This is a genomic window from Desulfosediminicola ganghwensis, from assembly GCF_005116675.2.
Taxonomy (GTDB): domain Bacteria; phylum Desulfobacterota; class Desulfobulbia; order Desulfobulbales; family Desulfocapsaceae; genus Desulfopila; species Desulfopila ganghwensis.
This window is the reverse complement of the sequence record NZ_CP050699.1, coordinates 2,818,651-2,843,533: the sequence shown is the minus strand read 5'-3', so window position 1 is coordinate 2,843,533 and position 24,883 is coordinate 2,818,651. Positions and strand designations below refer to the sequence as shown.

Below are 24,883 nucleotides of genomic sequence, written 5' to 3'. Positions count from 1 at the left end.
AATTGTTGATACCGGTGTCACTTTGTGGTATGTACAGATCACCAATCCTGTCGTATCATAACCAACTTTACATAAACCCTTTCTTCCTTTAGCTGAGGCAATATGACAGACGCAAAAAAACAGCAGCAACCCATCATTACTTTTCTGGTTATCTTCATCGTCGGTTTCATCTGCGGTGTACTCTTCACTGTGTATAAAACAGGCCCGGTTTCCAATGAAACCGCGACTACCAAAGATCCACATGTCCACGAACAGAACCAGGAACTGGGTCAGGCCATCGACAAGCTTGAGCAGGAATTACAAGCCGATCCGGAAAACTATCAGGGCTGGGTAACCCTCGGTCACCTTTACTTTGATACCGAGCAAAACGAAAAAGCCATCGACGCATATCTCACCTCCCTGAAATATCATGAAGGTGACGCTGACCTGCTTACAGATCTGGGAGTTATGTACCGCCGTACCGGACAGCCCGAAAAAGCTGTGGAGTGGTTTGATAAAGCCCAGGTGATGAACCCGCAACATCAGCCTTCGAGATTCAATGAGGGAATCGTCCGCATCTATGATCTGGAAGACATCGAAGGAGGCCTTGCCAGCTGGGAAGAACTGCTTAAAATTAATCCTGATTTCGCAAGTCGAAACGGACAGAAACTGAAGGACACGGTAGACCAAATGAGAAGCACACAAAACTAGCCAGATGGCTTCAATTTTCGCGCAACCTCGTTTGCAACACTTGCCCCCTTTTTTAAAGATCAGGGGGCAATACTGAACACCTGAACACGCTCCAATCTCTTATAGAGGAAAATATATGAAGCCGGAAACACTAGCCGTACACGCAGGACACAAGGTGGATCAGGATACCCTCTCCAGGGCGGTGCCTATTTACCGTACCAGCGCCTATATGTTCAAATCCACTGAACATGCTGCAAATCTTTTTGCCTTAAAAGAGCTTGGCAATATCTACACCCGACTGGGCAACCCGACCCAGGACATCCTGGAGCAGCGCATGACCCAACTGGAGGGTGGTGCTGCAGCATTAGCCCTGGCCTCCGGCACTTCGGCGATCTTTTACGCTATTATCAATATCTGCGAACAGGGTGATGAGATTGTTGCCGCCAATAACCTCTATGGAGGTACCTTCTCTCAGTTCGATTCGATACTGCCCCAGTTCGGCATTACGGTTCGTATGGTAAACCCCAACAACCCGGAGAATTTTAAAGCGGCAATCAACGATAAAACCCGGGCAGTCTATTGTGAAACCATCGGTAACCCCGGCCTGAACATGACCGATATCGAAGCGGTAGCCAAAGTTGCCCACGATGCCGGTCTGCCGCTCATCGTCGATTCTACCTTTACCCCGCCCACCATGTTCCAGCCGATCAAGCATGGTGCCGACATCGTCATTCACTCCCTGACCAAGTGGCTGGGAGGGCATGGCACCGGCCTTGGCGGCATTGTCATCGATGCTGGAACCTTCGACTGGACCAACCCGAAATTCACCTTGTACAACGAGCCTGACCACTCCTACCATGGACTGCGTTATGCCCATGACCTGGGCGAGATGAACCCCATCGCTTTTGCTTTGAGAATGCGCCTGGTGCCGCTCAGAAATCTCGGTGCCTGCATCAGCCCGGATAACTGCTGGCTGTTTTTGCAGGGAATCGAGACCCTGCACCTGCGCATGGAACGGCATTCCGAAAATGCCCTGGCAGTAGCCAGACACCTGCAGGACCATCCAGAGGTTGAATCGGTAAACTACCCTGGCCTCCCAGGCTCACCCGGCCATGCAACCGCTGCAAAATATCTCAAAAACGGCTTTGGCGGCATGGTATCTTTTTCCATCCGTGGTGGTCGGGAAGCTGGCCAGAAGTTCATCGACAGCCTCAAGCTTTTCTCGCACCTTGCCAACGTTGGCGATGCCAAATCCCTGGCGGTTCATCCTGCTTCAACCACCCACTCGCAATTGTCCAGCGAACAACTTGAGGCTGGCGGTATCTCAGACGGTATGATCAGGCTTTCCATCGGCATCGAGCATATCGAAGATATCACCGCCGATCTCGACCAGGCAATCGCCACCGCAAGGAGCTAGTGGTGAATACCAGGATAACAGATAGTCCGCAGGTGGCTGGATTGGATAACAACTCACCATTCCCGGCCGGTTCGGTGGGGGTGGTGAAAAAAAAGCACTTCACCTTTGCCCAGCCGCCCGGAGGAATGACGCTTGAGAGTGGTGCCAGCTTTGGACCGATAACCATTACCTACGAAACCTACGGGACCCTCTCGGAGGATAAGGATAATGCCATCCTTATCACCCACGCCTTCACCGGTGATGCCCACGTGGCTGGTTATCACAGCGACGATACCGAGCAGGAAAAAGCCGGCTGGTGGGATTTTATGGTTGGCCCCGGCAAAGGTATCGACACCAACAGGTACTTCGTTATCTGCACCAACATTCTGGGCAGCTGCATGGGTACTACCGGCCCGAGCTCCATTAACCCCGAGACCGGTAAGCCATACGGTATGGACTTCCCCATGGTCACCATCGGTGATATGGTCGAAGCCCAGAAAGCACTGATCGATCATCTTCAAATCCCCAAACTGCTCTCTGTTATCGGTGGCTCCGTTGGAGGCATGCAGGTGCTGGAATGGTGCGCACGCTACCCAGAGATGGTCCGGTCAGCCGTGCCCATCGCCACCACCATGCGACACTCTGCACTGGCCATAGCCTTTAACGAAATTGCCAGACAGGCGATCATGGCCGACCCGAACTGGCAGCAGGGAGAATACTACGAGGGAGAAAAGCCCGATCTCGGCCTGGCCGTGGCCCGGATGGTGGGTCATGTCACCTACCTCTCCGACGAGGCCATGCGCCGCAAGTTCGGCCGCAGACTGCAGGACAAAAACGACTTCTCATATGACTTCGGGGTCGATTTCCAGGTAGAGAGCTATCTTCGGTACCAGGGCAGTAAGTTTGTACGCCGCTTTGATGCCAACTCCATGCTCTATATCACCAAAGCGGCCGATTATTTCGACTTAAAGGACAGGTTGACGGAGAACGGCTGCCTGGGGAAAATGCATGGCTATGAATCGAAGTTTCTTGTCATATCATATAGTTCAGACTGGCTGTATCCGACCTATCAGGCCAAGGAACTGGTCCAGGCATTAAAACGAAACGGCCAGGATGTGAGTTTTTGCGAAATCGAAGCCGATTGCGGCCATGACGCGTTTCTTATTCCTGATGAGCGGCTCACCAATCTGATTCGAGGCTTTCTCAATGGTATTAGCTGATAATTCATCAATTCGTTTTGACCTGCAGATTATTGCCAACTGGATCGAACCTGGCAGCCGGGTGCTCGATCTCGGCTGCGGCAGGGGCGATCTGCTGGCCTGGCTTGCCGCCAACAAACAGATCACAGGCACCGGAATAGAGTTGGACAAGGACAACGCAGCCCACTGCATTTCCCGGGGGTTGAGTGTTTTGCAGGGCGACCTCAATGAAGAGGTGGAGGATTACCCCGATAACAGTTTCGACTATGTCATCCTCAGCCAGACACTGCAGCAGATTTTCGAACCCGCCCGACTGCTCTGTTCACTCTCACGCATCGGGCGCAGGGTAATCGTCTCTTTTCCGAACTTCAGCCACTACTCGATTCGCTGGCAGCTGCTGACAGGAGGCGTCGCACCCAAGAACGACCAGCTCCCCTATCACTGGTACGATACGCCAAACATCCGCGTGATAACTTTGAGGGATTTCAGAAATTTCGCCCGAGATGTCGGTTATACTATCGTCGACGAAATTGCGATCAACACCAACAGTGCCAGCAGCAGTGGGCAAATTGTCAAATATCTGCCAAACCTGCGTGCCACCTACGGGGTGTTTATTATTGAAAAGAGCAATTAACCCGGAGTTCCCATCACAACAGCTGAAAAAACACTGTAAGCGTGGGCTTCGCCGGAAAAATATTAACCAAGCAGTTCAATAGTTCATTTTTATTCAGCTCAATACATTATGCCTATTCAAACCAAAATCAGCTCAGTGAGCGACTCGCTGGCCGCTCCCTGCGATCATGTTCAGGTTTCAAGCAACTGCAAGCACAACAAGGTTCCTGCAGTCGTCAAACGTTTGCTCAGCTCCTGGCAGGCCAAAGATTGTTATGACCATATCAGCCCTGTCTCCATCCCGTCTCACCAACAGGTTATCGATATTGTCAACCAGGCCCGTAGAATCCTGTTTCCCGGCTACTTTACCAAAGCCAAGCTCTACGCCTCCAATATAGAATACTATATCGGTAAGGAAACCACTGATCTCTACGAGAACCTCTCTGAGCAGATTACCATGGCCATCCGGCACGACTGCCGCCGGCACGGCCAGCCCTGCACTGCCTGCGAGCAGCAGGGCCACCAAACGACTCTTGATTTCATCGAAACCCTGCCAGATGTCGCCTCTCTTCTCGCCCAGGACATCCGTTCAACCCTGGCCGGTGATCCTGCAACCGACAATCCCGACGAGGTGATTTTCAGCTATCCCGGCTTGCTGGCTATTTCCATTTTTCGAATTTCACATGAACTATTCAGGCTGGGTGTACCAATTATTCCTCGTATTATGACGGAATATGCCCATAGTCTCACCGGCATCGATATTCATCCCGGAGCAACCATCGGCCCAGGTCTGTTCATCGATCACGGTACAGGCGTGGTCATCGGTGAAACCACTGTTATCGGTAACAATGTCAGAATCTATCAGGGTGTAACTCTTGGTGCGCTCTCCCTGCCGCGTAATGCGGGAGAGAAGCTGCGCCACAAAAAACGCCACCCTACAATTGAAGATGACGTTATAATTTATGCAAATACGACTATTCTGGGCGGAGATACGATCATCGGTAAAGGTTCAGTTATCGGCGGTAACATCTGGCTGACCGAAAGCGTTGAATCGGGCACTAGGGTTCTGTTGAAACGCCCGGAACTTATCTACTCAAACGGCAAAAAATAACCCAACCCCGGAACGAGGTGACTACATATGGTTAGCACAATATCAGATACAATCGGCAACACCCCGCTGCTGAGAATGGATAATTTCTCTGCCGGCTGCAATGCTGTTATCTATGGTAAACAGGAATCACGCAACCCCCTGGGCAGCGTGAAATGCAGAATTGCAGTGTCAATGATTGAAGCTGCTGAGCAAGATGGCCTGATTGACAAAGGCACCACGGTCATCGAGCCTACCAGCGGTAATACCGGCCTGGGGCTGGCCTTTGTCTGTGCTTCCAAGAACATCAAACTGATTCTTACCATGCCCGAGTCGATGAGCATCGAGCGACGAAAACTGCTGAAGCATCTGGGCGCAGAGCTGGTACTAACCCCCGCTGCCGGTGGTATGAAAGGAGCCATCTCCACAGCTGAGGAATTGCTGGCCAAGACACCAAACTCCTGGATGCCAAACCAGTTCGCCAACCCGGCAAACCCAGCCATCCATCGCCGGACCACCGCCAAAGAAATCTGGCGTGATACCGATGGTAAAATCGATATTTTCGTGGCTGGTGTCGGTACAGGCGGAACCATTACCGGTTGCTCAGAGGTTCTTAAAGAACTTAACCCTGCCCTGAAATCGATAGCGGTCGAGCCGGAGGATTCGCCGGTTCTCTCCGGCGGCAAGCCGGGTCCCCACAAAATACAGGGCATCGGTGCAGGCTTTGTGCCCGACATTCTAAATACCGATATTATTGATGAAGTCCGAACAGTAAGCAATGATGCAGCCTTTGAGACGGCCAGGGAACTGGCTCGAAAAGAAGGCATCCTTTGTGGCATCTCCTGCGGTGCTGCTGCCCATGTGGCCAGGGAGATCGCGAGAGAATCGGGAAATGAGGGTAAGACAATCGTTGTTATTTTGCCCGACACCGGCGAACGATATCTGAGCACGCCTCTGCTTCAGGATTAGGCTTCGGCTGACCACCAGACCCGTTCCGGTTAAACCAGCAGGAACGGGTTTTATTTTTTAATAGTCTTAGCCACATAAATCTACTCTACCACTCTGCCACTTTAGCTTTGCCTGTCGATCAGAAGTTTTCTTGTCTTCCCGTCCTGGGATAAAAGCAGCAGATGAGGGTGAAAACTATGTAGCAATAACCCGATGATCGTATTATGCTTTTTGTCCAGTTTAGCTTAAGAATTTCATTTTCTTCGCGAGGGTAGAACAATCGAAACACGACACTTACGCATATTTACCTCGGTTTATCAGACTCGCAGCTTCACCAAAGCGGCCGAAATGCTTCACACCAGCCAACCGACAGTAAGTGAACACATACGCAATCTTGAAATGCACTTGGATTGCAGGCTGTTTGACCGGCTGGGTCGCTCAATCATGCCCACCCGGGAAGCCGAAATTCTTTATCCAAGGGCTCTGGCCATTCTCCAGGATATGCAAAAGCTTGAAGAAGAAATCGCCATGGCCGGCCAGACAGTCTCGGGCGAGTTGATTATTGGCGCCAGCACCATTCCCGGCGCGTACGTATTGCCCTCGATAGCTTCCACATTCAAGGAAACATATCCTGGAATCTCTTTTGAGGTTCGTATTGACGATTCTGCTAAAATTGTTCAGGCTATACTCGCTAACGACCTGTTTCTCGGCATTGTCGGAGCCAGGATTCCTGCCAGAAAAATTACCTACCTGCCATTTACCCAGGATGAACTCATCCTGGTCTGCTCAGCTAAGAGAGACATCCCCGACAAGATAGCACCGGAATATCTGTTGGAGCTGCCCTTCATTTTCCGTGAACATGGCTCCGGTACCAGAAAAAATATCGAAAATTTTCTGGCAGAACAGAAGATAAACACCGATCAGCTCGATATCGTGGCAATGCTCGGTTCCAGCACAGCAGTAAAAGAGGCGGTAAAGGCAGACCTGGGAGTTTCAATCATCTCCAGGCATGCCCTACAGGATGAGCTGAAAGCAGGCACTGTCCGCGAAATAGAAATACACGGCCTTACCATGCTCCGCAGCTTTTATATCGCAACTGCCAGCAAACGAACCCTCCCCCACCATTACCAGGCCTTTCTCGATTCTTTACTCACTATGGTGAGTAAAGAATAGACCCTGATTTCATTGCTGAAACTTCCCCATCCGCTGAGTAATTACGGCTAAGTATTCCACCGTGTTCTAACCTTTTTTCAATTCAATCCGAATACTTGCCATAAAAAACCCTGCGAACGTTGCATTCCTGACTCATTCATGCAATACTAACTTGACCTGTTCAACGGCCAGGAACCTATCGGAGCACGCGGTTTTATTCTAACTCTTCTTTATCGATAGGAAAACATTGCACACAGGTAGCCAAGTAGAGTGTGAATTAATTTTTAATTTCGCACATACATACTTGCCCCTCGATGCTTTGATTTGAACGAAAATAGCATTCGCCGTCTAACCTCGGGAGACCTCATTCATGCCATACGCGGTTCTTCACCAACATTCCCCCTGAGATTATGAATACTAACGGACTCTATCTGCAACTGATAAGCGTTCACGGACTCATCCGCGGCCACTCACTGGAGCTCGGCAGGGATGCAGACACTGGTGGACAAACCAAATATGTTGTTGAACTTACAAAAGCCTTGGCACGACACGAGCAAGTTGCCAGAGTAGATCTGGTTACCCGGCTGGTATGTGACAAAGCAACTGCCGAAGACTATTGCACCCCGATAGAACACCTCTCCGAAAATGCACGTATTGTGCGGATTCAATGCGGTGGCAGACGTTACAGGCGCAAGGAACTGCTCTGGCCTCATCTTGAGGAGTTCATCGACAAGACCATAAAATTCATTAACAATCAGGATCGCCAGCCAGACATCTTTCATGGACATTACGCCGACGCAGGTTATGTCGCCATGCAACTCTCAGCAGCTTTCGATACACCATTTTTTTTCACCGGTCACTCCATGGGCCGCAACAAGCTGGCCAAACTGCTCTCCAGCGGTACCAGCAAGACTGAGATTGAGCGACAATATAAAATAACGAGAAGGATAGAGACTGAAGAACAGGTTATACAACGGGCAGACATGATCATCACCTCTACCCAGCAGGAAATTGAGAAACAGTACGGCCTGTACGATAATGGCCCCACTGCTTCTTACACTGTAATCCCGCCGGGAATTGATCTTGATACCTTCCACCCGTATTACGACTCGCAACTCGATATCGACCTCTTGAGTGAGGAAGCTAAACAAACCAAGGTAACGTTACGCAATGAGCTGCATAGATTCTGGCTCCACCCGGACAAGCCATTTATCCTTGCCCTGTGCCGACCAGATCAACGTAAAAACATTACCGGCCTGATAGATGCCTACGGAAGCGACCAAGAACTGCAGGCTCTGGCGAACATCGCGATCTTTGCAGGTATTCGTCAGGATATCAATTCCATGGAGGAAAATGAGAAAGCGGTCCTGACCGATATGCTGTTGCAGATGGACAGGTATGATCTGTACGGCAAACTGGCAATCCCCAAGAAACACGATTTTGCTACAGAAGTGCCTGCTCTTTATCGCATGTGTGCCCAGAGCAAAGGGGTATTCGTCAATCCGGCCCTGGTCGAACCTTTCGGCCTAACGATCATAGAAGCATCAGCCTGCGGACTCCCCATTGTCGCTACCAATGACGGCGGGCCCGTGGATATTGTTGCCAACTGCAGGAGCGGCATCCTGGTTGATGTAAGTAAAACGGAGGAGATTGTAAAAAGCCTTAAAGCTATTTTGATCGATCCCGAAAGCTGGGAGAAATATTCCAACAATGGCATCAATGGTGTTCGCAAACATTACAGCTGGATCGCACACTGCCACAGCACCATGGAGCAATATCTAAAATTTCTGCCAGATCAGTATGGCCAGGAGGCGAGCAAAATCAATAGTCAGGCCAGACCACTTGCCAGCAAGAGGCCTTCTTTTGGTAAGCGCTTGTTAGGGCTGAAAAAACTAATGATCACCGACATAGATAACACTTTGGTCGGAGACAACGACAGTCTGTACCAGTTGCTCGATATCCTCCAAGAGAACAATCGAAAACTCGCCTGGGGCGTGGCAACCGGCCGCAGTCTTGAGTTAACCCTGGAGGCAATGACCGAATACAACATCCCCATGCCCGATGTGCTGATCTGCTCTGTTGGCACCGAGATTTACTATGGACCCGACCTGAGAATGGATAAAGGTTGGCAGCAGCATATATCTCACCTCTGGAAACCCGAGGAGATCAAGGAAACCCTGGCACAATTCGAATGGCTGATATTTCAGGAATCTGAGGGCCAGCGAAGCCACAAGATCAGCTATTACCTCAACAACGAGGAAAATAGACTGGATATTTTGAATGCGGAACTGAAAAAGCAGAAATTACGATGCAAAGTGATCTTCTCACACAACCAGTTTCTCGACATTCTCCCACACCGGGCATCCAAGGGTAAAGCTGTCAACTACCTGCAGTATAAGTATGAATTTTTACCACGATACGTGATGGTTGCCGGTGATTCGGGCAATGACGCGGATATGCTGATGGGTAAAACCCGTGGGCTTATTGTCGGCAACCACAGTGAAGAGCTGGAATTCCTGAAGCGTTCCCCCCGGGTCTATTTCAGCGAGGGAGAATATGCTGCCGGAGTGATCGAGGGGTTGTGGCATTATGGGTTGATTGGATGATAGCGGGCGTATTACAGGACCTTTACTAAATAGCTTTGGAATTTTGCATGAATTCTCAATCAGTCTAGCCAGCAAATTATTGAGGAGTGAGGTGATAGGTGTAAAAGCCACACCTCACTTTATTCAACGATTGCCTGCCAATTGGCACACTAAACAACATTCTCCCCTGGAAACTGTCGTCTAATGCAGAATCAATGCTTTATCCCTTCAGCAAGTCGCTTAAACTGCAGGTGGTACAACATCTCCAGATAGCGATTGGTCTCCTGCCTTTCCAGGTTCGTGGCAAATTTCCAAAAGCCGTATATACAGGTGAGAGAAAGCAGGCGTCTGGCATACAACGTCCAGGTATATCTGGCATTCACCCTCTCTATGGCCCCAGCTGATATTTTCTGCCAGTAGGCCGGATCTTCCTCGCAACGCCTGAAAAAATCTACCAGAATTTTTCTTGTTACCGCACCATGGTTGGGGTCGATGTGAAAACCGGAGTTTCCATTTTCGATTATTTCCAGCGGACCACCGTACTGGGTTGCAAACGTGGGCAGGCCTGAAGCCATCGCCTCTACCACCGTCAGACCAAATGCCTCGAAATAGGCTGGCTGCACAAAAACACCACCTGCGTCGGCAATCATGCGGTACAACTCGCCAGTGACCCTTTTATCAAGCCTCACCCCCAGCCAACGCACTTCACTGTCCAGCTCATATCGGTCAAACAGCTCATGCATGAGCTGGATCTGTGCCCGTTCTTCCTCATCACCTGATTCATCGGGATTCACCACCCCACCGATTATCATCAGGTTGGTCCTGTTACGCAGTTCCTCGTCCTGACCATACCACTCAACAAGTCCTGTGAGGTTTTTAATACGATCCAGTCTCGCCATGGAGAATATCAAAGGTTTTTCCTGCTCCGCCAGCGAGCCACGCCCCTCGGGATGTGGCGGTCCATAAATCATTTCCCGAATTTGGCTGCTATACTCGCTAAATCGTCGATCCTTATCACCATAGCTGAAGTAAACATATTCGTCTGCACCCGGTGAGACGATATTGAACTTGGGATCAAACACGTCTATTCCCTGCAGCACACGCTGTAATTCCGGCATGGTAAAGGATGAATAACTCTCATACTGCCCTACCACATCACTCGATCCCGCGATCTCCTGATATGTTGAGGTGATAATAAAATCGGCAGCGTTCATGGCGATCATGTCAGCCGTGAATTGACACGAGAAGTGATACTGCTTTTCCATTTCCTTCCAATACAAAGAGGAGAACAGGTATTTGGTCTTCTCAAGGGCATGGGCGATGGTACAGTTGGTAACACCCAATGATTTTGCCATGAGATAGGAGACCAGATTGCCATCTGAATAATTGCCGATTATCAGATCCGGTCTACGTCCCAGCCGCGATAGCACCTCATGGCGCGCCTCCTCGGCAAATCTCTCCAGATAAGGCCACACCTCAAAACGTGAAATCCAATTGGGCAATATCTCGCCCTGTTCATTTCTAAACGGCACCCTGACTATCTGCACATTATCTGTGCCGTAAACATGCTCCTCGACCACATTGCACGTGGTCTCCCCAGCCTCTGGTATCAGACGGGTTAGGATGATGATCTGCGGTTTTATATCAAGGCCGTGGTTGTAAATCCGCTCTTTCATCTCCTTTTCCAGCGCCCGTACCTGATCAAGAATATAGACTACCTGCCCCCCGGTATCGGGTAGCCCCAGAACATTTTCCTGACCGAAAAAGCCATGGGGCGAGAGTACCACGATATTGAATATCATAGGAACAGCGGTAATAAAACGCTCCAGGTTCTGATGATCCGGTGCTTCCAAAAGATCGGCAAGCCTTGAGAAACCCACTTCAACCTGCCCCCTGGTACGACCCCAGCCAGGTTCAAACCCAATATTTCGCAACGCTTCCGACATCTCGGGCCACTCTGTTTCTGTTTTCTGACTTTGCAGATATTCAACACCCTCAAGCAAGGCGTTACGTAATGCACGAACGGTCTTGATGCGATCATTGATCATAAAAGGCTGACCGTTATAGCCATGAACTCTGAGAAAGGAGAGAATCAGCTCGTCGCCCCCGGTTAATGCACTACTTAACCGACTGGAAAAAATTCTGTTCAGGAATTCCACCCCATGCCCGATCGAGCGACTCTGGGTCATTTTGGGAAAGTCACGCTCAAATGGTGCCAGATCAAACTCCAGGATTTGCTCGACATATTTCCCTTGTATGAGTTTTTCCTTAAAAGCCATAAACTCAGCCACATCCACTTCAGTAATCGCTCCATCCTGATAGCAATATCGCAGGTAATGCCAGCGGGCCACCCTGGGCCGAATAGCCATATAAAGCCACTCGCCGTCAACCGAAATCTCTTGAGTCTTAGAGAGGGCTATTGCCATAGGAGACTTCAGCAAACGCTGCTGCTTGTGCTCCTGGCAGTAAAGGGTGAACTCATCCCATATTTCACTCTTGAGCAAAAACATCTTATCCAGCCGCATGAATCTCTCAAACAAGCCGGTTATCTGCTCACGATTATCAGTACAGAATAAACGCAATTGATCGAACATGTAGATCCCCTGTGAACTGTTCCTTGAATGAGACTCATTTTCAGTCAGGTATTCTGATGAAAATTGTCTCAATAGCGTGTTCATCGTCTCCCCATAAGAGTATCAGAATCAAAAGAGATCAAAAAGGAGTATTTTGGCGGATCTTCTCCTGCAACGTCAATGTTTTAAAGGAGATTACGATGAAATAGATGGAAAGGTCAGATCTCGCTATCGACATCTTCATACAGCTCCAGCGGCAGCCCGTCCGGATCTGGAAAAAAGGTAAAGCGTTTGCCTGTATGCTCATCTATTCTGACAGGCTCTACCTTGACACCATGCTCTTCAAGATGGCTCATTGCGGCATTGAGATCGGATACCCCGAAGGCAAGATGTCTGAGACCGCATGCTTCCGGATAACTCGGTCGCCTTGGTGCTTCGGGAAAAGAAAATATCTCCAGCAAAACGCCGCTCGGTAAAGCCAGATCAAGCTTGAATGATTTTCGCTGGGCCCGGTAATTCTCTGAAACCGCTTCGAGCCCCAGGATAGTGGTGTAAAAATGTTTAGTTTTCTGATAATCAGAGCAGATTATCGCAACGTGATGGATAGTATGCAGTTTCATGCTCCTCCTTGCCTGAATCTTTCACTCAAGCTCTACCTTCCAACTCTCAAAGTTATATCGTGGAGTTGAAGGTCCCCTATCTTTTGCGCGCTCCTCTCTAACGCTTTGGTATGTGTTTGTTCACTATATGTGTGAAAACCAGTAAATCATGAACACTGCAAAACCGGCTATTAAAAAATATTGTGGAATCAATGAATTCTTTTGTAAGGACCAGATGGAGCAGACAAAAGCAAGCACCCCCAAGGGGCCAAAGATATTTACTCCGAATATAAACCAACTTTCACAATCATAGCCAAGAGGCCTACCTGAACATAACCCAGATATTTGCCATATAGTCAGAACCAATAAGATTATTGATATCGACAATTCAATCCATGCTAAACTTCTTATCATACCAATACCCTATCCACACATATCTTCTAAATAACAAAACCCGGCTTCAAGAATTGAAGTGTTAAACGTGACCTATTGTCGACCAATCACTCCCTAGAATAACCAGGCAATCGGGCTGTAAAGAGACGATTTTCAGCTTTAAGTCTTACGCCTGTCACCTTTCCCCCTCACACCTCAGGTCTACCTCCTCAAATTAAGATTTATGAGGAGCCATGAGCAACTACAGGGAAAGCAGCATATTACGTTCTTCCGTCCCCAGCTGGCTGCCGCTCTCCCGCAACCTGTTCAACCTTTGGCGCAGAGTTTTCTGAACAAGAAACAACAGAACATTCTGATAATATCCCAATCGGCTGTCAAAACGCCAATTCTCAGAGTTGCTTATTTCCTGAAGCAGGGATCGTAAACGACCAATATCCAGGTTTTGTTTATGCTGGGACTTTTCAAGTTCAACCAACAGCTCAGGATCGAAAATCAAGGAAAGACGTTCCGGATTCACACCGTGGACCGACCAGGACAGGTCACGTTTCAGACTGCAGCGTCCCACAAACTCATCAAAAAGCCGGCTGCCGCCTTCTTCGGGAGTTATCAGGGAAAGGAGCAGCCTGTTATTGGTAAAGTACAAAGAATATTCGACGCCGGCCACAGGCTTGAATTTAAACTCGCAGGATACAATCAGCAGAGTGGCGATATAATCCTCCACAATTCTCGCCAGCCCATCGTCGCTGGCATCAGGCAATGAACTGGTGGACTGAACTTCCAGCAGCAGATCAAGCGTTTTGCTTAGCCCCTTCCCCTGCGGATTGCCGGAACTCCGGCCAGTTTCCAGAGGTAAATCAGGGGGCTTGTCAATATCATGAAAAACTCTGCCATACTTCTTTTGCATCAAACAACACATCTACTCCTGGCAGACACGGTATACTTCTTCAATGGTCGTCGTGCCTTCCAATACCTTTCGGGCACCATCATGCCGTAGCGTAACCAGGCCATTCTCTTCGATCGCCCGTCGCCTGATTTCGTTTGCGTCTGAAGTAGTGAGAACACAGCTCTTCATGTCCTTGTTCATAAGCAATAACTCAAAAATCCCCTGCCGTCCCTTATAACCGGTATGGTGACACTTGCCACACCCCTTGCTGCGAAAAATCTTCGTATCCCGATATTTGTCGATATCCAAACCTATCTTCATTAACTCCTCCTGATCGGGAGTATACGGCTCCTTACAGTTTTGACAAAGCACACGAACCAGACGTTGAGCCAGGATGGCATTGATTGATGAAGCGATCAGAAAAGGTTCGATCCCCATATCCCGTAAACGGGTAACAGCACTCGGGGCATCATTGGTATGCAGGGTGGAAAAGACCAGGTGACCGGTAAGAGCCGACTGGATTGCAATTTCGGCAGTCTCTGTATCACGGATCTCCCCCACCAGAATAACGTCCGGATCCTGGCGGACTATTGACCGCAGACCTGAAGCGAAAGTGAGATTGATTTTAGGGTTCACCTGCACCTGACCGATACCACTGATCCGGTATTCAATGGGATCTTCAACGGTAATTATATTAATATCCGTGTTATTGATGGAGGTGAGTGCAGCATACAAAGTAGTTGTTTTACCAGAACCGGTGGGACCGGTAACTAACACTATGCCGTTCGCCGCCTTAATCTGCTCAAGGAAGCTTTTCAGTCGATCCTGCGGCATGCCGAGATCCGACATTGAAATCAGCACCGAGGACTTATCAAGCAGACGAAGCACCACCCGTTCACCAAAAGCAGTGGGCAGGGTCGAAACACGAACATCGATCTCTTTGTTGCCCACTTTCAGCTCGATTCGACCATCCTGGGGAAGTCGTTTTTCAGCAATATCAAGCTTAGCCATGATCTTCACACGGGAAACCAGAGTCGACTGGACATGCTTGGGCGGGCTGAACATGTCGTAGAGAATACCATCCAGCCGTTGTCGTATCTTCAGGCTGTTCTGGTACGGCTCGATGTGTATATCCGAGGCTCCGTCCCGCACGGCCTGGGCGAACATGAAATTGACCAGGCGAATTACCGGAGAATCACTGGTATCATCCAGCAGATCGCCGACCTCCTCAATCTCACTGAACAACTGCTCCGGATCTTCCTCATCCATATCCTGCATAACCTCTTCTGCCGTATCCTGGGTCATGTCATAGGCATAATTAATGGCACTGACAATAGCCTGATACGGACAGATGACGGTTCGTGCATTTCCTAACCCTAAGACCCGGCGCAAGTCATCTACCGGCTGAAAATTGGTCGGATCGTTTATAGCGATAAAGGTATCGTCGGCGACAACGATCGGTACAATTTTATATTTTTTAAGGAAACTGATCCCGATTTTTTCGGTGAACTCTGTCTGAATCTCCGGCGGCAGGGCCAGTTTCACCTCAATTTGCAACTGATCGCCCAGCGCCTTCAGCACGTCAAGCTCGTCAACTTCCTTGTTCCTGATCAGCAGCTCACCAATCTTTTCGTTACCGGTACGCCCGTCTATGGCCTCATCAATGGCCTTATCCGTCAGGTTACAGGTCTCTTTTAAAATTTCGCCAAGTTTTTTCATGTTGTACCGTAGCTCATCAATACCTTAAAAACAGTCACAGTACGCTGGCCTACCTGCGGTTCTGTGTCTGGCGCAGACGCTCTATGTTTTCCCTGGCTATCTGCACCAACGACAACCCTTCCTTGCTCGAGTCACTGGCTTCAAGCGCAGTGGCAGTGGTACCGGTGGTAATCACCTTCTGGTAATATTGAGCCGCCGCTGGATAGTTGCCCTCACGCTCTTCAATTACACCTATATTCAGAAGTGTGTAAGGATTCTCTGGGTCTAATTCCAGCGCTTCTTCAAAATATTCGCGGGCCTCGACGTTGCGCTCCTGAACAAGGTATTCAAAACCACGCTCGGTAAGAATCATCGCGTGATTTTTGTTCGGCACCCGGTAAATGGTTTCCTTGGCTCCGGGCATGACCTCTTCCATTTTGTCTTCCTTTTTCAATGTTACACTGGCGATATCTGCAGGGTTACGAATAATCTTCGGTGTAATGAAGATAAACATATTTGTCCTGATGGTGCTTGTGGCCTGGGACTTGAATAACCAGCCCAATCCGGGAATATCACCAAGCAGGGGCACCTTTATTTCTGTGAGGTTTGAATCCTCACCTATAATACCGCCGATAACCACCGTATCACTGTCGTTCACAACCACAGTGGTACTGGCGGTTCTGGTAAACGTCGTCGGAGTCAGGTCAAGACTGCTACCCTTGAGTCTGGTGATCTCCGTCTCAATCTCCAAACGCATGGTATCGGCAAGATTGATTCGGGGCGTGATTGTCATCTTGGTGGCGACATCACGATACTCGTACTGGGTATAATCCTGCTGGGCATCTGTGGTATTCTGACTGGTGATGTACGGTACATTCTCACCAACACTGATCGCAGCCTGTTTATTGTCTGTGGTCAGTATCTGCGGGGTGGAGATGATATTGATATCGGCATCGCTCTTGTAAGCATTTAACACTGCGCCGATATTGGGAAAAGTTACACCACCAATTTTAATTCCCTGCTTGATCACACCGAGAGTAAAGCCATCACCTAGACTTGGATCATCGCCATTTATCCCACCAAGAGTACCAAATGGATTCTCAGAGTTACTGGAAAAACCCGACGCCAGAACACCGGTGTCATCCGCGAATTTACCTCCAAGGGCCCATTCAACCCCAACCTCGAAATCCTTTGCGGCGTTCACCTCCAGAATCAACGCTTCCAGATAGACCATCTGACGCGGTATATCGAGCTTTTTGATAACCCCTTCCAGAACATTGAACTCTTCGCGGCTGGCGGTGATGATAAGGGAGTTGGTTTCCTCATCCGCGGTTATCTTCACATCTTTGGAAATTGTCGGCGCCTTACCCTTTTCGGTCTCAGCTGTCTGGCCGGTGGGAAGTGCGGTGAGAACCTTCGCCAGCTCGGTGGCGTACGCATTCTGCAGGTAATAGACATTTATATTCCCCTCACCGCGCTCAGCGGGGGTATCGAGCAATGCAACTATATTCCGAAGCCTGCGCAGCTCCTGCCTGTCTGCGAAAATGACCAGCGAATTCACCCGCTCATACGGTACCACCTTCACATCCTGGGTTGTAGCAGTACGGCCCTTGACCGTCCTGCTGCGCTGATAGATTGAACTGAGAATTTGAGCGACGGAAGTCGCTGCCGCATTCTCCAGTTGAATCACAACCACCTCTTCTTCTGTAAACTCCACATCAAGCGTTTCGATAATTGCCAGGAGCCGCTGTATGTTGGAGAGGGTCTCGGTAATAATCAGCATGCCGGACTGGGGATGGGACACCATCACCGAAGTCTTGGAGAGTAAAGGTGTAAGCACCTTTTTCATGTCGTCCGGCGAGCTGTTTTTCAAGGGCACCAGCTGGGTCACCACCTTATCCTCGGGGTGGCTGCTCATTCCCATGCGAATGGTCTCAACATTTTTAGAGCGCGCCGCCGCTGCCGGCAGAATCTTGATCACGGAACCTGACTGAACAGTTGTAAAACCATGCACTTCCAGAACAGATTCAAATACCCGGTAGGCTTCTTCCTCAGAAATCTTGGTTGGTGAAAGGATTGTCACATTGCCCTGCACAGCCTTATCAACAACGAAATTCTTACCGGTAAGCTCACTTATATACTTGATAAACAGTCGAATATCGACGTTATCGAAATCAATAGTAATAAAGCGCTTGCTGTCGGTGTCACCTATTGTGCCGGCGGAGGCTTGCGAAAGCCGCTCACCGGTTTGCCCATTTTCTGCCAGGGCCGGCAGGCCGCAAAGGCCAACCGTCAAAGATAAGATTGCAGAAAAGCTTATCACTTTGCCTATACAATGCCTGATTGATAGAGGTACCCTTTTACCACCCATGGAATTCTTCCTCTGATATATTTTGCTCTATCCTTTGCCGCCCCTCTTCGATATATCTCGCGGGCAATTATACACATGACAACACACTACAAATATACAGTTCACCACGTCTTCAGGCTATCAGTACTGATCCTGAGTAGTGTCATCCACTCCGTTTTCCTCTACAGCATCCTCTACAACATCCTCTTCAACGTCCTCTTCAACGTCCTCTTCAACACGATCCTCAACAAACTCTTCACCGACATCTTCAATACCTTCGACTTCCTCACCCTCTTCATCAGGCTCCCCGGTCTGCTCATCTGTCGGCTGGGGACGGATTATCCTGCGGGTTGGCCGGACCACCCGAGTTCGTGGCACAACCTCTCCCGATTGATCGGCACCGTTCAGGCTCGGGGTCTCAATTACCCGCCTGGTACGAATTGCAGGGCTAACGGAAACCGGCCTGCTTCCGGCTTTGGGTCCATACTGGGCTGCTTCACTCATATCGAGCATCTCATCCCTGCCGTCAAGGTTGAGGATAACCTTGCCCCTTAAAATCTCTTTTATGAGCGCCCCCTGCACATTGTCGCCAACGCTGTAAATTTCCTGCTTGCGATCCCGTTTATTCAAGATAATAGCCCTGCTCTCCTCATCGCCGCCAACAGTTCCCATAAGCACTACGTCAAGGCTGGTGGCTTCAAGTTCCTCAGGTGGATTTTCCAACTCTGAAGAACCAGCAGCCTGTGGAGGTGGCCCAAAGAGATTTCGTCTGGTTATCACACCATAGTCGACCTTGGTGGTGACCCGGGATCGTTGCCGGGACGGCTGCACCTGCTGAGCACTCTCTTCTTTGCCCCCGGGTTTTGGCATAATTACCGGATCGATTACAAAACGCTCCAAAGCAAGATACCCACCCTCAACGCCAAGCATACAGACCAGCGTGATAATAAGAAACGGCAATATATTCGAAATTCTGGAGGCCATAGCTGATCAGTTTGTCCCTCCAAAACGAAAACTCGGGTTGGCTAACGTACCGCTGACGGTGTAAGGCAGGTCATTTTTTTTGTATTGCTTCCGCAACCGATTCACGACACTGACCATTTGCGGCTTCTCCTGAAGAAAGTCCTTATTGGGCACCATGCCTCCCGCAAGATCGAGTTTCCAGCTTTGGGGAGTGTTTGCCACAACCAGGTTACCTGTAAAATTTGCTTGCAGTTCTTTGCCCTCCAAAACACCTTCATTCAGGGTCAAAACCCCATCCTGCATCATCACGACAGTATCCAGCGAGTCAAAATCCAGGGTTTTCAGGGTTAAAACAGATTGGCGCAGGGCAAAACTTCCATTAGTAATCCTCAGCACCCCCTCACCTGCCATGCCCGTTCCACTACCAACCGAGGCGTCGAAAGAATTGGAGTATTCTCCACTGAATTTCAATACGCCCTGAATGTCCCGCCTGAAAATTCTGGCGAGGGGGGCTGAACGGCTTAAATCAAGGCCCGTCAGCTCAAGCTTCTTCAAGCTGTAACGTTTATCTGCGGGAGCGATTTTCAACTCAGTAGCAAAACTGCCGCCTAAAACGGAGCCGGAGACATTGTAGAAAAAACCCAATCCGTCCAATTTCGGTGTTATCTGAACCTGTTGAAGAAGCAGGATATCTTCATCGTTGTCAAGACCCGACATTTGCGCCCGTCCGAGGTGGACACTTAAAGGGAAGGCATACGACATGGTCGATAATTTCACCTTGCTCCCAGGCAAAGCGGCCTCCACCTTTTTCTCCGCATACCTTAAAAACTTCTCCGTTGGAAAGCGCACCACCAGCAGCGCACTGGTAATCAACAACGCATAGATCAGATAAAACAGCAGACGGGAACCGGAACTTTTGCCGAGTACCATTATCAACTCGCCTCCACGAACGTCGCGATCTGCAGTATAACGTCGAGATAACCTTCTTCCCTGGCGCTTGTCTGGATCGAAATGCGCCTGATGGAGACGACGTTTTGCTCCGACTCCGTCTGTTTAATAAATTCCACCAGTCGCTCAAGTGTCACACTCTGCAACTTGAGTTCAACTACGGACTCGTCAAGCTCGCCGTCACCGGCAATAACCGACGGCTTCATGTAATTAATTTTCTCCTTCACCTGGGATAGCTCTGCCTGCTGGTCAATAAAGGTAAAAAGAGTAAAGTTCGCCGGGCGCTTCGACAGGTTGGCCTTGATACCACCTTCCTCCTTTCGCAATTCCAAATACTCCTGCTGCATCATCTGCATCTGCACCAGTTCCTGCTTCTTGCGCTCAATAGAATTAATAAGGCGGGCGCGAGACTCCAGATACGGCGATATTGCCAACTGGTAAACGGCCAGGCTGACAATGACTACGACCCCCAAAGCCAAGGCAAGTTTCTCCCGGCTGGACAGCTGGTCAATACCGGCTTTGTCCTTGATAGCGTTCATCAGTTTTCCGAATCTGGCTGCTGGCATGACTCTATCACAACTCCAGTTTAAGTTCGAAACGCACCTCTCCGCCCCGGGGAGCAAGGTTTGCCGAACTGATGGTCACAGATTTGAAATAGGCTGATTTTTCCAACTCTTTCTTCACATTATCAACCGTGTTGAAGTCCGTGGTTTCCGCCTTGATGCGCACATCGTCGAGATCAGCCACAAGCCGGGTTATACGAATCTGCATGTTGGCTGGTATCAGCCGGGACAATTCGGCAAGCAAGGTAAGCGTGGACAGACGCTGCGTACCATCAGGGCCTGTACTATACAGCTTTCTGGTTTCGTCTATTTTCACCTGAAGCTGCTGCACAGGATTTACCACCCGGGTGACCTCAGGCAGTGTTTCATTAAAAACACGGGTGATTTCAGTCTGCAGACCTTCTCTTCTGCCTTTCAGCTCAGAAATCTCCCAGATTGCAAACCCGATAAACCCCACCAGCACAACTGAAAGCGGGATGGCCACTGCCAACAACTTTTTGCGGACATCCTTGAAAGCATATTTTCTCCTGAAAGTCCCCGTACGAAAATTGATCCCTTCCGATCCTTTGCCCTTGATCGTGGCCAAGGCCAGAACACGGTTCATCAATGGGGGATTCCAGGCAAGAGTAGCTTGCGGCTCGATTTTCAAGAGAGGCTGATCGCCTGCGTCATAGGCGGTGACCTCAAAAGGCAGGATGTCGGCAAGCTTTTGGAAAAGATCAGGAAGAAGCCCAATCACACCATTTACACGACAGGCTACATCGCCTTCAAGAAAGTATGAGCGACCGATGGAATAGAGGGTCTGCATCAATACAGGAGACAGATGGTCGGCAATTTTAGCCACCTTTTCAGGCTGACTTACAACCACACCTCCGGGTTCAGACATGGTGAGACCAGCAATTGCCTCTGCATCACAATCTATGGGCCGAATGAGGATTATCTGTGAGTCGTCTATGGCGATCATGGTGGCGCAACGCAACCCGATATCGAGCAGCAACGCCCGTTCAACGCCGGTAGAGATAAGATGAAGAGCGACTTCAACACCACCAATTCCGAACAACTCGGGGTCGAGACCAGCGGAAGCCAGTGCGGCCAGATATTCATCCATGATCCGGGACTCAACCATGGCAGCCAGGATCTCTGTTTTCTCATTGCCGACCGGGTTTAAGAGCACATCATAATGTTGATCCGCTATGCCCTGAATCGAAATCTCTTCCAACTCGAACGGCAATACTTTAGCGACTTTACGTCTATCGGTGAAAGGAAGACTGAGGTTACGGTACGAACACAACTCAGCCCCGATTCCAACCCTGCAGTCTCCGGTTGAATAACCTGTCTGGCGCACCAGGTCTGCAACCACCTCTTCAAGCGGCCGGTCAACTGTCGAACAGACCCCATAACTCCTGACTACGCGTGCCCTCTGCCCAACCTCCAGCAGCACGGCTGTGGCCCAGTCGCTTTGAAAATCTATGGCAAGCAGATTATCCACTTTTCACCATACCTGTTAATATCTTCGTATTTATTGCTTAATTCATTCGACATTACTGCGACTTTTTGCTGACAAGAACTGTTTTACTGTCTTGATCGCGGACAACCACTGCGCTCATGCGCTTTCTCTGATCGTGAAAAACACCTTGAGATTCCAGCTCGAACCAAACACTTTTCGTAGACAGCAGCCCATCAGGCAATTCGATATCCCCGGGCCAGGCAGGAACCTGCCTGTACCAGTCTGCATTTTCCAGATTGTCGCGGTTCAGCTCCTGACTACGATAGTCTTCCAGAGTTAAGGCCAACTCCTCAGACATCTGGGGATGCAGTGCCTGCAACAATTGCCTGGGAGCAGTATTGATATTGATCTTGCCGTCGTCCCCATAAACAGTGATAAAATCTGCAAGCCCGGGGCTTATATCATTCCCGAAAAGCAGCTCCCTGTCTACTCCCTTCACCAGCAACAACTCCTCGATGCTGGAAATCGGTCCGTTGGCCGCCTCATAGGGAGGACTAAGGGACTGGTAGTAACTGTCCTCAGCACCGAAATCAGATTCCCTCTCATCGGTATCGAGCCAGTCTACCAGGGCGTCAATAAGTTCAACGACCTGTTGCTCCTCAATATTGCTAAATGTACCGGATAGGAGCAATCTCTTCAATATTTCTCTGGTTTCTTCAGAACTTTCTTCACCACCGCCTTCCGGCCGGGCCACTAAACTGTTGATCTGCAGCCTCCCCGAGTGATCCGTTATATTCAGCGCCAGAGTCCCTCCTGAAAAAAGGGTACTCAAGGTTTCGTCATCAAGTGACGCCCAGGAATCGAGCTCACTATCGAAATTGTTTTCAAGGCCGTCCGCCTCTAAAAGAGCCATGCCGATTGACAGGCCTGAACGGGCAACCCCTTTGAGGTATTCACCATCAAGCTGAGTGCGGGAGGCAAAGTAGTCCTGGCGTACTGTTTTATTAAACTGAACTGTCACCCCAATCAACAGACTGATCACCATGATAGTGATCAACAGTGCCATCCCCCTGTCGTTGAGTCGAAAGAGAGTTTGTCTCATCAGCTCTCCTCCTGCGACTCTTGCTCTTTGTGCACTTGAGGCAGCGCTATGGATGTTCGAAAAAATGCAGCTCGGCCATCCCCACTCTCAGGCAGAAAGGTGATCTCCACCCGCACAAGCACCGGCAACTCAAGGGCTGCGGATTCGCCACCATCTGCTTCTGCTGCAGATTCCCCTCCGCTCTGCCAATCGTCTGACTGCTCACCGGTTTGTGAAAAATAACTCAAAGAAAACGACTGAAGACCTTTGCCGAGAACATCACCAGCAGCATCGTCTTCAACTGAATCCTCCTGGCCTGGAAGTTGAGGAGTATCAATTCTGATGAGCTCAAACCCGCCCGTCGCTGCTTCACGGACTTTGTATTCAATGCTGGTCTTACCGGCAGGGATCTGCTCATTGGTGAAAACCAGGTGAGCAGACGACATGAACTTCAGGGTATCGGCCCGACCGTCTCCCAGCTCTTTGTTTTCTGCCTCAAAAAATCCGTCTTCCCCTGTATAGAGTGCTTCCAGGTCCTCGGTAACACGTTCGAGAATTACCCTTGCGGCCGCTGCCCGCAGCACCTGTTTATCTGTGCCGCTAATTGTATGGAATGTTGCCCTGTATGCCCCGTAGACAGAAGAGATAACCACCGCAAAAATAGCAATGGACACCAGCAGTTCAAGCAGGGTGAAACCTGCCCGGCAAGAAGACCGGAGAGTAGGTGCGGTCATTGTTGCTCCTTCTCCCTGCCGAAATAGCTCACGGTGCTGGAGAACTGCCCCTCCTGCCAGGAGATGGTGAGATCGACCCGTTGCAACGGCGGTTCGAGGTTACCGAAATCGCCTACATTGCCCAGGTCCGCATCCTGTACTTCACTCCTCCAGGCAAAACCGGGAAATGCATCGCCAAAGTCGCCCTCATCGCTTACCCAGGGTGCAAGACCAGCCTCATACTCGGCAAGCTTTTCCTGGGCCAAAAAAGCGGCCGCGGTATTAAACTTTGCCTCTGCCGCCAGTGACAGGGAACGTGATTGTGAACCAAAAAGGGAGGTCAGGGAGATGGCAATGATTGCCAGGGCGATCATCACTTCAAGCAGGGTAAATCCAGCCCTATTATGCGATGATGCACTGAACGGGGTGAAACTCAGACGGGCTCGGCTGTTACTGCGGCTCATAATATCCCTCCCGGATCTCAATTTCAGACAGAAACGGATGCAGTACAAAACTCAGGGTCTCGCCATCACCATCTTCGAGTCGGATAACCGTTTTGTCCACATACCCCTGCCGGCTCAGCCAGAGTTCATGGACGCCCCTCGATATGTTTCCGGAAGAACGTACCCAGATATCGCGTAGCTCAACATCACCGGGCAAATTCAGCTGCACCTTCTCAGGCGGATCATCTTGGTCCGTACCCGCCTGATCTTCCGGCAGATACCAGAGACGATTCTCATCCAGGTCGATATAAATATGATATGGTTTCTGCTGGCGAACCACCAGCTCTCGAACACCGCCGACATAGCCAATCAGCTTGCGCCCAGCTGAACGCAAGGGGTCATTCAAGAGGTTGTCGCGGAGCGCAGGCACACTCACCACAAGCAACAAGCCAATGAGGAAAATTACAATTATCAGCTCAAGCAGGGTAAAACCGCAGATGCCTGAAGTTTTACCGGTAACCTTATCTCGCATTCCAGTGGGTTGCTGTCGCTCCCTCGACACGTAAAACATAGAGCGCAGA

Annotated in this window: 21 protein-coding genes; 8 read left to right on the top strand and 13 right to left on the bottom strand. The window is 49.9% G+C overall.

Going from position 1 to position 24,883, the window contains the following annotated elements; translation table 11 throughout:
- Nucleotides 1-102: 102 nt before the first annotated feature.
- From FCL45_RS12105 to FCL45_RS12070, 8 genes are all read left to right on the top strand, one after another.
- On the top strand, nucleotides 103-690 hold the full coding sequence (locus FCL45_RS12105) for a tetratricopeptide repeat protein (protein ID WP_136796484.1): 588 nt from the start codon (nucleotides 103-105) through the stop codon (nucleotides 688-690).
- Between the two features lie 115 nt (nucleotides 691-805).
- Nucleotides 806-2,086 carry an O-acetylhomoserine aminocarboxypropyltransferase/cysteine synthase family protein gene (locus tag FCL45_RS12100; protein WP_136796483.1) on the top strand — a complete coding sequence of 427 codons (1,281 nt, stop codon included), beginning with the start codon at nucleotides 806-808 and terminating at the stop codon, nucleotides 2,084-2,086.
- Between the two features lie 125 nt (nucleotides 2,087-2,211).
- A complete protein-coding gene (metX, locus tag FCL45_RS12095) occupies nucleotides 2,212-3,285 on the top strand; it encodes a homoserine O-acetyltransferase MetX (RefSeq protein ID WP_267314023.1) in 1,074 nt (357 codons plus the stop codon).
- Complete coding sequence (gene metW / locus FCL45_RS12090; protein WP_176360040.1) at nucleotides 3,272-3,898, top strand: methionine biosynthesis protein MetW; 627 nt, start codon at nucleotides 3,272-3,274, stop codon at nucleotides 3,896-3,898. The genes metX and metW overlap by 14 nt, the downstream gene beginning before the upstream one ends.
- Before the next feature lie 108 nt (nucleotides 3,899-4,006).
- On the top strand, nucleotides 4,007-4,987 hold the full coding sequence (locus FCL45_RS12085) for a serine O-acetyltransferase (RefSeq protein ID WP_136796482.1): 981 nt from the start codon (nucleotides 4,007-4,009) through the stop codon (nucleotides 4,985-4,987).
- Nucleotides 4,988-5,014: 27 nt separating this feature from the next.
- Nucleotides 5,015-5,932: a cysteine synthase A gene (gene cysK / locus FCL45_RS12080; protein WP_136796481.1), complete on the top strand. Its 918-nt coding sequence runs from the start codon at nucleotides 5,015-5,017 to the stop codon at nucleotides 5,930-5,932.
- Between the two features lie 258 nt (nucleotides 5,933-6,190).
- The gene (locus tag FCL45_RS12075) at nucleotides 6,191-7,084 is read left to right on the top strand and encodes a selenium metabolism-associated LysR family transcriptional regulator (RefSeq protein ID WP_228721502.1); all 894 of its coding nucleotides are present in this window, start codon (nucleotides 6,191-6,193) and stop codon (nucleotides 7,082-7,084) included.
- 389 nt (nucleotides 7,085-7,473) lie between these two features.
- Nucleotides 7,474-9,669, top strand: a complete 2,196-nt coding sequence (locus FCL45_RS12070) for an HAD-IIB family hydrolase (RefSeq protein ID WP_136796479.1) — start codon at nucleotides 7,474-7,476, stop codon at nucleotides 9,667-9,669.
- Nucleotides 9,670-9,860: 191 nt separating this feature from the next.
- On the opposite strand, the gene FCL45_RS12065 is transcribed toward FCL45_RS12070, so the two are convergent.
- The 13 genes from FCL45_RS12065 to FCL45_RS12005 all read right to left on the bottom strand — a co-directional run bounded on the left by FCL45_RS12065 (nucleotide 9,861) and on the right by FCL45_RS12005 (nucleotide 24,834).
- Nucleotides 9,861-12,242, bottom strand: coding sequence for a sucrose synthase (locus FCL45_RS12065; RefSeq protein WP_136796478.1), 2,382 nt, complete (start codon nucleotides 12,240-12,242; stop codon nucleotides 9,861-9,863).
- Nucleotides 12,243-12,439: 197 nt separating this feature from the next.
- On the bottom strand, nucleotides 12,440-12,841 hold the full coding sequence (gene gloA2, locus FCL45_RS12060) for an SMU1112c/YaeR family gloxylase I-like metalloprotein (RefSeq protein ID WP_136796477.1): 402 nt from the start codon (nucleotides 12,839-12,841) through the stop codon (nucleotides 12,440-12,442).
- A 613-nt stretch (nucleotides 12,842-13,454) separates the two neighbouring features.
- Nucleotides 13,455-14,117, bottom strand: a complete 663-nt coding sequence (locus tag FCL45_RS12055; protein WP_167495710.1) for a C1orf50 family protein — start codon at nucleotides 14,115-14,117, stop codon at nucleotides 13,455-13,457.
- A gap of 12 nt (nucleotides 14,118-14,129) precedes the next feature.
- Nucleotides 14,130-15,815, bottom strand: coding sequence for a type II secretion system ATPase GspE (gspE, locus tag FCL45_RS12050; protein WP_136796475.1), 1,686 nt, complete (start codon nucleotides 15,813-15,815; stop codon nucleotides 14,130-14,132).
- 49 nt (nucleotides 15,816-15,864) lie between these two features.
- On the bottom strand, nucleotides 15,865-18,165 hold the full coding sequence (gene gspD / locus FCL45_RS12045; RefSeq protein WP_136796474.1) for a type II secretion system secretin GspD: 2,301 nt from the start codon (nucleotides 18,163-18,165) through the stop codon (nucleotides 15,865-15,867).
- A gap of 120 nt (nucleotides 18,166-18,285) precedes the next feature.
- Complete coding sequence (locus FCL45_RS12040; RefSeq protein WP_136796473.1) at nucleotides 18,286-19,128, bottom strand: type II secretion system protein N; 843 nt, start codon at nucleotides 19,126-19,128, stop codon at nucleotides 18,286-18,288.
- 6 nt (nucleotides 19,129-19,134) lie between these two features.
- Nucleotides 19,135-20,037: a type II secretion system protein GspN gene (gspN, locus tag FCL45_RS12035; protein ID WP_136796472.1), complete on the bottom strand. Its 903-nt coding sequence runs from the start codon at nucleotides 20,035-20,037 to the stop codon at nucleotides 19,135-19,137.
- Between the two features lie 2 nt (nucleotides 20,038-20,039).
- Nucleotides 20,040-20,594 carry a type II secretion system protein GspM gene (gene gspM, locus FCL45_RS12030; protein ID WP_167495709.1) on the bottom strand — a complete coding sequence of 185 codons (555 nt, stop codon included), beginning with the start codon at nucleotides 20,592-20,594 and terminating at the stop codon, nucleotides 20,040-20,042.
- Nucleotides 20,595-20,628: 34 nt separating this feature from the next.
- On the bottom strand, nucleotides 20,629-22,107 hold the full coding sequence (locus FCL45_RS12025) for a type II secretion system protein GspL (RefSeq protein ID WP_136796470.1): 1,479 nt from the start codon (nucleotides 22,105-22,107) through the stop codon (nucleotides 20,629-20,631).
- A gap of 52 nt (nucleotides 22,108-22,159) precedes the next feature.
- A complete protein-coding gene (gene gspK, locus FCL45_RS12020; protein ID WP_136796469.1) occupies nucleotides 22,160-23,167 on the bottom strand; it encodes a type II secretion system minor pseudopilin GspK in 1,008 nt (335 codons plus the stop codon).
- The gene (locus FCL45_RS12015; protein ID WP_136796468.1) at nucleotides 23,167-23,880 is read right to left on the bottom strand and encodes a PulJ/GspJ family protein; all 714 of its coding nucleotides are present in this window, start codon (nucleotides 23,878-23,880) and stop codon (nucleotides 23,167-23,169) included. Before FCL45_RS12015 ends, gspK begins: the two co-directional genes overlap by 1 nt.
- Nucleotides 23,877-24,323, bottom strand: coding sequence for a type IV pilus modification PilV family protein (locus FCL45_RS12010; protein WP_136796467.1), 447 nt, complete (start codon nucleotides 24,321-24,323; stop codon nucleotides 23,877-23,879). Before FCL45_RS12010 ends, FCL45_RS12015 begins: the two co-directional genes overlap by 4 nt.
- Nucleotides 24,310-24,834: a prepilin-type N-terminal cleavage/methylation domain-containing protein gene (locus FCL45_RS12005; protein WP_167495708.1), complete on the bottom strand. Its 525-nt coding sequence runs from the start codon at nucleotides 24,832-24,834 to the stop codon at nucleotides 24,310-24,312. Before FCL45_RS12005 ends, FCL45_RS12010 begins: the two co-directional genes overlap by 14 nt.
- Nucleotides 24,835-24,883 lie beyond the last annotated feature (49 nt).